The sequence below is a fragment of the Microbacterium sp. 69-10 genome, assembly GCF_001897945.1.
Classification (GTDB): Bacteria; Actinomycetota; Actinomycetes; order Actinomycetales; family Microbacteriaceae; genus Microbacterium.
On sequence record NZ_MKRT01000025.1, the window covers coordinates 133832 to 139267 of the forward strand.

The following is a 5436-nucleotide window of genomic DNA, read 5'->3' on the forward strand; positions in this document are numbered from 1 at the left end:
GATCGCGATCCCCTCCTTCTGCGCGCATGCGGGCACTCCTTCCAGTCTAGTGCGTACGGCGTGCCGGAGAGACGCCCGCATCGGTCGGTGCAGCGCGGTGAAATGCACCTGGGGCGGGTGAAATGCACCTGGGGCGGGTGAAATGGCGCGGGTATGCTGAAACCACTCGCGTGCCCCTTGCGCTGTGCAACCACTTCTCCGTGACGACGCGGAGCGCGCAGGAATACGGGCGCCTCCGAATGCGTCAGAAGGAGTATGACCGTGGCAGAGCTTCAGTGGGACGAGATCGACCGTCGAGCGGTGGACACCGCCCGAGCACTGGCGGCGGATGCCGTCCAGAAGGTCGGCAACGGCCACCCCGGGACGGCGATGAGCCTCGCCCCGGTCGCGTACCTGCTCTACCAGCGCGTGATGCGCCATGACCCGGCCGACGTGGACTGGCTCGGCCGCGACCGCTTCATCCTGTCGGTGGGGCACTCGTCGCTCACCCAGTACATCCAGCTGTACCTCGGCGGGTTCGGCCTGGAGCTGAGCGACCTGGAGGCGCTGCGCACCTGGGGCTCGCTCACGCCGGGTCACCCCGAGTACCACCACACCCGGGGCATCGAGATCACCACCGGTCCCCTGGGTCAGGGCCTGGCGTCGTCGGTGGGCTTCGCGTACGCCGCCCGCTACGAGCGCGGTCTGTTCGATCCGGATGCCGCGCCGGGCACGAGCCCGTTCGACCATTTCGTGTACGTGATCGCCGGCGACGGCGACCTGCAGGAGGGCGTGACCAGCGAGGCGTCGTCGCTCGCCGGCCACCAGCAACTCGGCAACCTGATCGCGATCTACGACTCCAACCAGATCTCTATCGAGGGCGACACCGACGTGGCGTTCACCGAGGACGTCCGCCAGCGCTACGAGTCCTACGGCTGGCAGGTGCTCGAGGTCGACTGGCGCCGCACCGGCCAGTACGTCGAGGACGTGCAGGAGCTGGACGACGCGATCTCCCAGGCGAAGGCCGAGACCGAGAAGCCGTCGCTGATCATCCTGAAGACGATCATCGGCTGGCCGGCCCCGAACAAGTCCGGCACCGAGTCCGTGCACGGCAGCGCACTGGGCGCCGACGAGGTCGCCGCCACCAAGAACGTGCTGGGCTTCGACCCGGAGAAGTCCTTCGTCGTCGAGGACGCCGTCATCGCGCACACCCGCGAGCTGGGTGCACGCGCCGCCGAGGCGCACGCCGCCTGGCAGGAGTCGTTCGACGCCTGGGCGGCGGCGAACCCGGAGCGCAAGGCGCTGCTGGACCGGCTCGAGGCGCACGCCCTCCCCGAGAACATCGAGGACGCACTTCCCGTGTTCGAGAGCGGCACCGAGGTTTCGACCCGCGCCGCGTCCGGCAAGGTGCTCAACGCCCTTGCCGCTGAGCTGCCGGAGCTGTGGGGCGGCTCAGCCGACCTCGCCGGCTCGAACAACACCACCATCGAGGGCGCCGCCTCGTTCATCCCCGCGGAATGGTCGACGCACGACTGGAAGGGCAGCCCCTACGGCCGCGTGCTGCACTTCGGCATCCGCGAGCACGCGATGGGATCGATCCTGAACGGCATCACGCTGCACGGACCGACGCGCGCCTACGGCGGCACGTTCCTGATCTTCAGCGACTACATGCGTCCCGCCGTGCGCCTGGCCGCGCTGATGGACATCCCGAGCACGTTCGTGTGGACGCACGACTCCATCGCGCTCGGCGAGGACGGCCCCACGCACCAGCCGATCGAGCAGATCGCCTCGCTGCGCGCCATCCCGAACTTCACCGTGGTGCGCCCGGCCGACGGCAACGAGACCTCGGCCGCTTGGCTGGAGATCCTGCGCCGTCACGGCGGCCCCGTCGGCATCGCGCTGACCCGCCAGAACGTGCCCGTGTTCGCGCGCGGCGAGGGCGCGGCATCCGGCGATGTGTTCGCCTCGGCGTCGAACACCGCCAAGGGCGCCTACGTGCTCGCCGAGGCTCCGAACGGCACCCCCGACGTGATCCTGATCGGCACGGGCTCGGAGGTGCAGCTGGCCGTCGCCGCCCGCGAGACGCTCGCCGCAGAGGGCATCAACGCCCGCGTGGTGTCCGCTCCCTCGCTGGAGTGGTTCGCCGAGCAGGACGAGGCGTACCGCGAGTCGGTGCTGCCGAAGGCCGTCACCGCCCGCGTCTCCGTCGAGGCGGGCTCCGTGCTCAGCTGGCGCGGCATCGTCGGCGATCGCGGCCGCTCGGTCGGCATCGACCACTTCGGCGCCTCCGCCGACTACAAGACCCTGTTCCAGAAGTTCGGCATCACCGCCGAGGCCGTCGTCGAGGCGGCACGCGAGTCCATCAAGGAGAACGCATGAGCACCCCCACCGAAGATCTCTCCGCCGCCGGCGTCAGCATCTGGCTCGACGACCTGTCGCGCACCCGCATCCAGTCGGGCAACCTCCAGCAGCTCATCGAGACCCGCAGCGTCGTCGGCGTGACCACCAACCCGACGATCTTCGCCAACTCGATGACCAACCCCGACGACACGTCGTACGACGCGCAGGTGCACGAGCTGGCCCAGTCCGGCGCATCCGCCGCCGACGCCGTCTTCGCGGCGACCACGCAGGACGTCCGCGATGCGCTGGACGTGTTCCGTCCGGTCTACGACGCGACGGACCACGTCGACGGTCGCGTCTCCATCGAGGTCTCCCCCGACCTCGCGCACGACACTGAGGGCACGATCGCCCAGGCCAAGGAGCTGTGGGAGCGCGTCGACCGCCCCAACCTGCTCGTCAAGATCCCCGCGACCAAGGCGGGCCTGCCCGCCATCGCCGCGGCGATCGGCGCCGGCATCAGCGTCAACGTCACCCTGATCTTCAGCCTGGAGCGGTACGCCGAGGTCATCGACGCGTACCTGACCGGTCTCGAGACGGCGAAGGCGGCGGGCATCGACCTGTCGACCATCCACTCGGTCGCGTCGTTCTTCGTCTCGCGCGTCGACACGGAGACCGACAAGCGGCTGGCCGCCATCGGCACCGACGAGGCGGAGGCGCTGCGCAGCAAGGCGGGCCTCGCCAACGCACGACTGGCCTACGAGCTGTACGAGAAGACCTTCGCGAGCGACCGCGCCAAGGCGCTGCTCGACGCAGGCGCCACCCTGCAGCGTCCGCTGTGGGCGTCGACCGGCGTCAAGGACCCGGCACTGCCCGACACGCTGTACGTGACCGGTCTGGTCGCGGCCGGCGTCGTGAACACCATGCCGGAGAAGACCCTCGAGGCCACCTTCGACCACGGTGTGGTCACCGGCGACACCATCACCGACGGCTACGCCCAGGCGCACCAGGTGTTCGAGGATCTCAAGTCCGTCGGCGTCGACTTCGACGACGTGACCCAGGTGCTCGAGGATGAGGGCGTCGCCAAGTTCATCGACTCCTGGCACGGTCTGCTGGAGCAGGTCACCAAGGGCCTGGAAGCCGCACGATGACCGTCGCGGTGCACGTGACGCAGCCTGTCAGGGCCACGGTGGACGAGATCGTCCCCCGGCTCATCGCCGACCTCGTCGCGTCACGTGTCACCGCAGGCGATCCCACGCTGTGGGGTCCGGATGCCGAGGCCGAGGCGTCCACCCGGCTCGGCTGGGTCGACGCTGTCTCCGTGTCGCGCCCGCTCGTCGCCGAGATCGTCGCACTGCGCGACGATCTCGCGGCGCGCGGCATCGACCGGGTCGTGCTCTCCGGCATGGGCGGCTCATCGCTCGCGCCCGAGGTGATCGCAGGCACCGCCGGCGTCGAGCTGACGGTGCTGGACTCCACCGCTCCGGCGCAGGTGCTGGCCGCGCTCGACGGCGACCTCGCCCGCACCGTGCTCGTGGTGTCCTCCAAGTCGGGCACCACGCTGGAGACCGATTCGCACCGTCGTGCGTTCGAGACCGCGTTCCAGGACCTGGGCCTCGACCCGGCCGAGCACATCGTCGTCGTCACCGACCCCGGTTCCGCCCTGGACGCGTCGGCGTCGGAAGCCGGCTACCGGGTGTTCCGCGCCGACCCGAACGTGGGCGGCCGCTACTCGGCACTGACAGCCTTCGGCCTCGTCCCCGCCGGCCTCGCCGGCGTGGACATCTCCGAGCTGCTCGACGAGGCCGAGGCATCGCTGCTGGAGTTCGCGATCGACTCCCCGGAGAACCCCGCGCTGCGCCTAGCCGCGGCGATCGCCGGCTCGTCATCCGACGGCAGCCGGCGCGACAAGCTCGGCCTGGTCTCCGACGGCACGTACATCGAGGGACTGCCCGACTGGATCGAGCAGCTCATCGCGGAGTCCACCGGCAAGAACCGCACGGGCATCCTGCCCGTCGTCCTGCTGCCGGTCTCCCCCGAGCTCGAGTCGCGCCCGAAGGACCTGCAGATCGTGCGGTTCGTCGAGGATGCCGACGAGTTCCACCTGCGGGAGCGCCACCCCGGCGAGATCCTGGTCAGCGGAAGCCTCGGCGCGCTGTTCCTGCTCTGGGAGCACGCCACCGCGATCGCCGGTCATCTGCTGGGCATCAACCCCTTCGATCAGCCCGATGTGGAGTCGGCGAAGGCCGCGGCACGGGGCCTGCTCGACGCGCGCCCGGAGCCGAGTGCACCCGTGTTCGTGCAGGACGGCGTGGAGGTCCGGGTCAGCGACCCGGCACTGGCGGTGTCGGCATCCATCGAGGGCGTGCTCGACGCGCTCTGGGCTTCGCTCCCCGCCGACGGGTACGTCTCGATCCAGGCGTACGTGAGCCGGCTCGAGCTGGGGCAGCTGCCGGGACTGCGCGAGCTCGCCGCCGCCGACTCCGGTCGCCCCGCCACCTTCGGCTGGGGACCCCGGTTCCTGCACTCGACAGGGCAGTACCACAAGGGCGGGCCCGCACAGGGCGTGTTCCTGCAGATCCTCGAGCGCACCGACGTCGATCTGGAGATCCCCGGTCGCCCCTTCACCTTCGGCCAGCTGATCGAGGCGCAGGCGGCGGGCGACGCCGCCGTGCTGGTCTCGCACGGCCGCCCCGTCGTCACGCTCACCGTCACGGATGCCGTCGACGACGTGCTCACCCTCTTCACCGCTGCTCAGTGATCCCAGATCTGGAGATATCCCCCACCGATGACCGCTCCCGTCTCACGCGGACGCAATCCGCTCCGCGATCCCGATGACCGTCGTCTCAACCGCATCGCAGGTCCCAGCGCGCTGGTGATCTTCGGCGTGACAGGCGACCTGTCGCGCAAGAAGCTCATGCCGGCCGTGTACGACCTCGCCAACCGGGGGCTGCTGCCGCCCGGTTTCGCCCTGGTCGGCTTCGCCCGGCGCGACTGGGAGGACCAGGACTTCGCCCAGGTCGTCTACGACGCCGTCAAGCAGCACGCCCGCACCGAGTTCCGCGAGGAGACCTGGCAGCAGCTGCTGCAGGGCATCCGCTTCGTGCAGGGCACGTTCGA

General features: G+C 70.1%; 3 protein-coding genes and 1 pseudogene. All 4 read left to right on the plus strand.

Annotation, left to right across the window (positions count from 1 at the left end):
* Positions 1 to 261: 261 nt before the first annotated feature.
* On the plus strand, positions 262 to 2358 hold the full coding sequence (gene tkt / locus BGN97_RS13690; RefSeq protein ID WP_292702574.1) for a transketolase: 2097 nt from the start codon (positions 262 to 264) through the stop codon (positions 2356 to 2358).
* Positions 2355 to 3467 carry a transaldolase gene (gene tal / locus BGN97_RS13695; protein WP_292702576.1) on the plus strand — a complete coding sequence of 371 codons (1113 nt, stop codon included), beginning with the start codon at positions 2355 to 2357 and terminating at the stop codon, positions 3465 to 3467. Before tkt ends, tal begins: the two co-directional genes overlap by 4 nt.
* Positions 3464 to 5077 carry a glucose-6-phosphate isomerase gene (locus BGN97_RS13700; RefSeq protein ID WP_292702578.1) on the plus strand — a complete coding sequence of 538 codons (1614 nt, stop codon included), beginning with the start codon at positions 3464 to 3466 and terminating at the stop codon, positions 5075 to 5077. The genes tal and BGN97_RS13700 overlap by 4 nt, the downstream gene beginning before the upstream one ends.
* Positions 5078 to 5104: 27 nt before the next feature.
* Positions 5105 to 5436: pseudogene (locus BGN97_RS13705) on the plus strand (glucose-6-phosphate dehydrogenase); the annotation flags it as partial.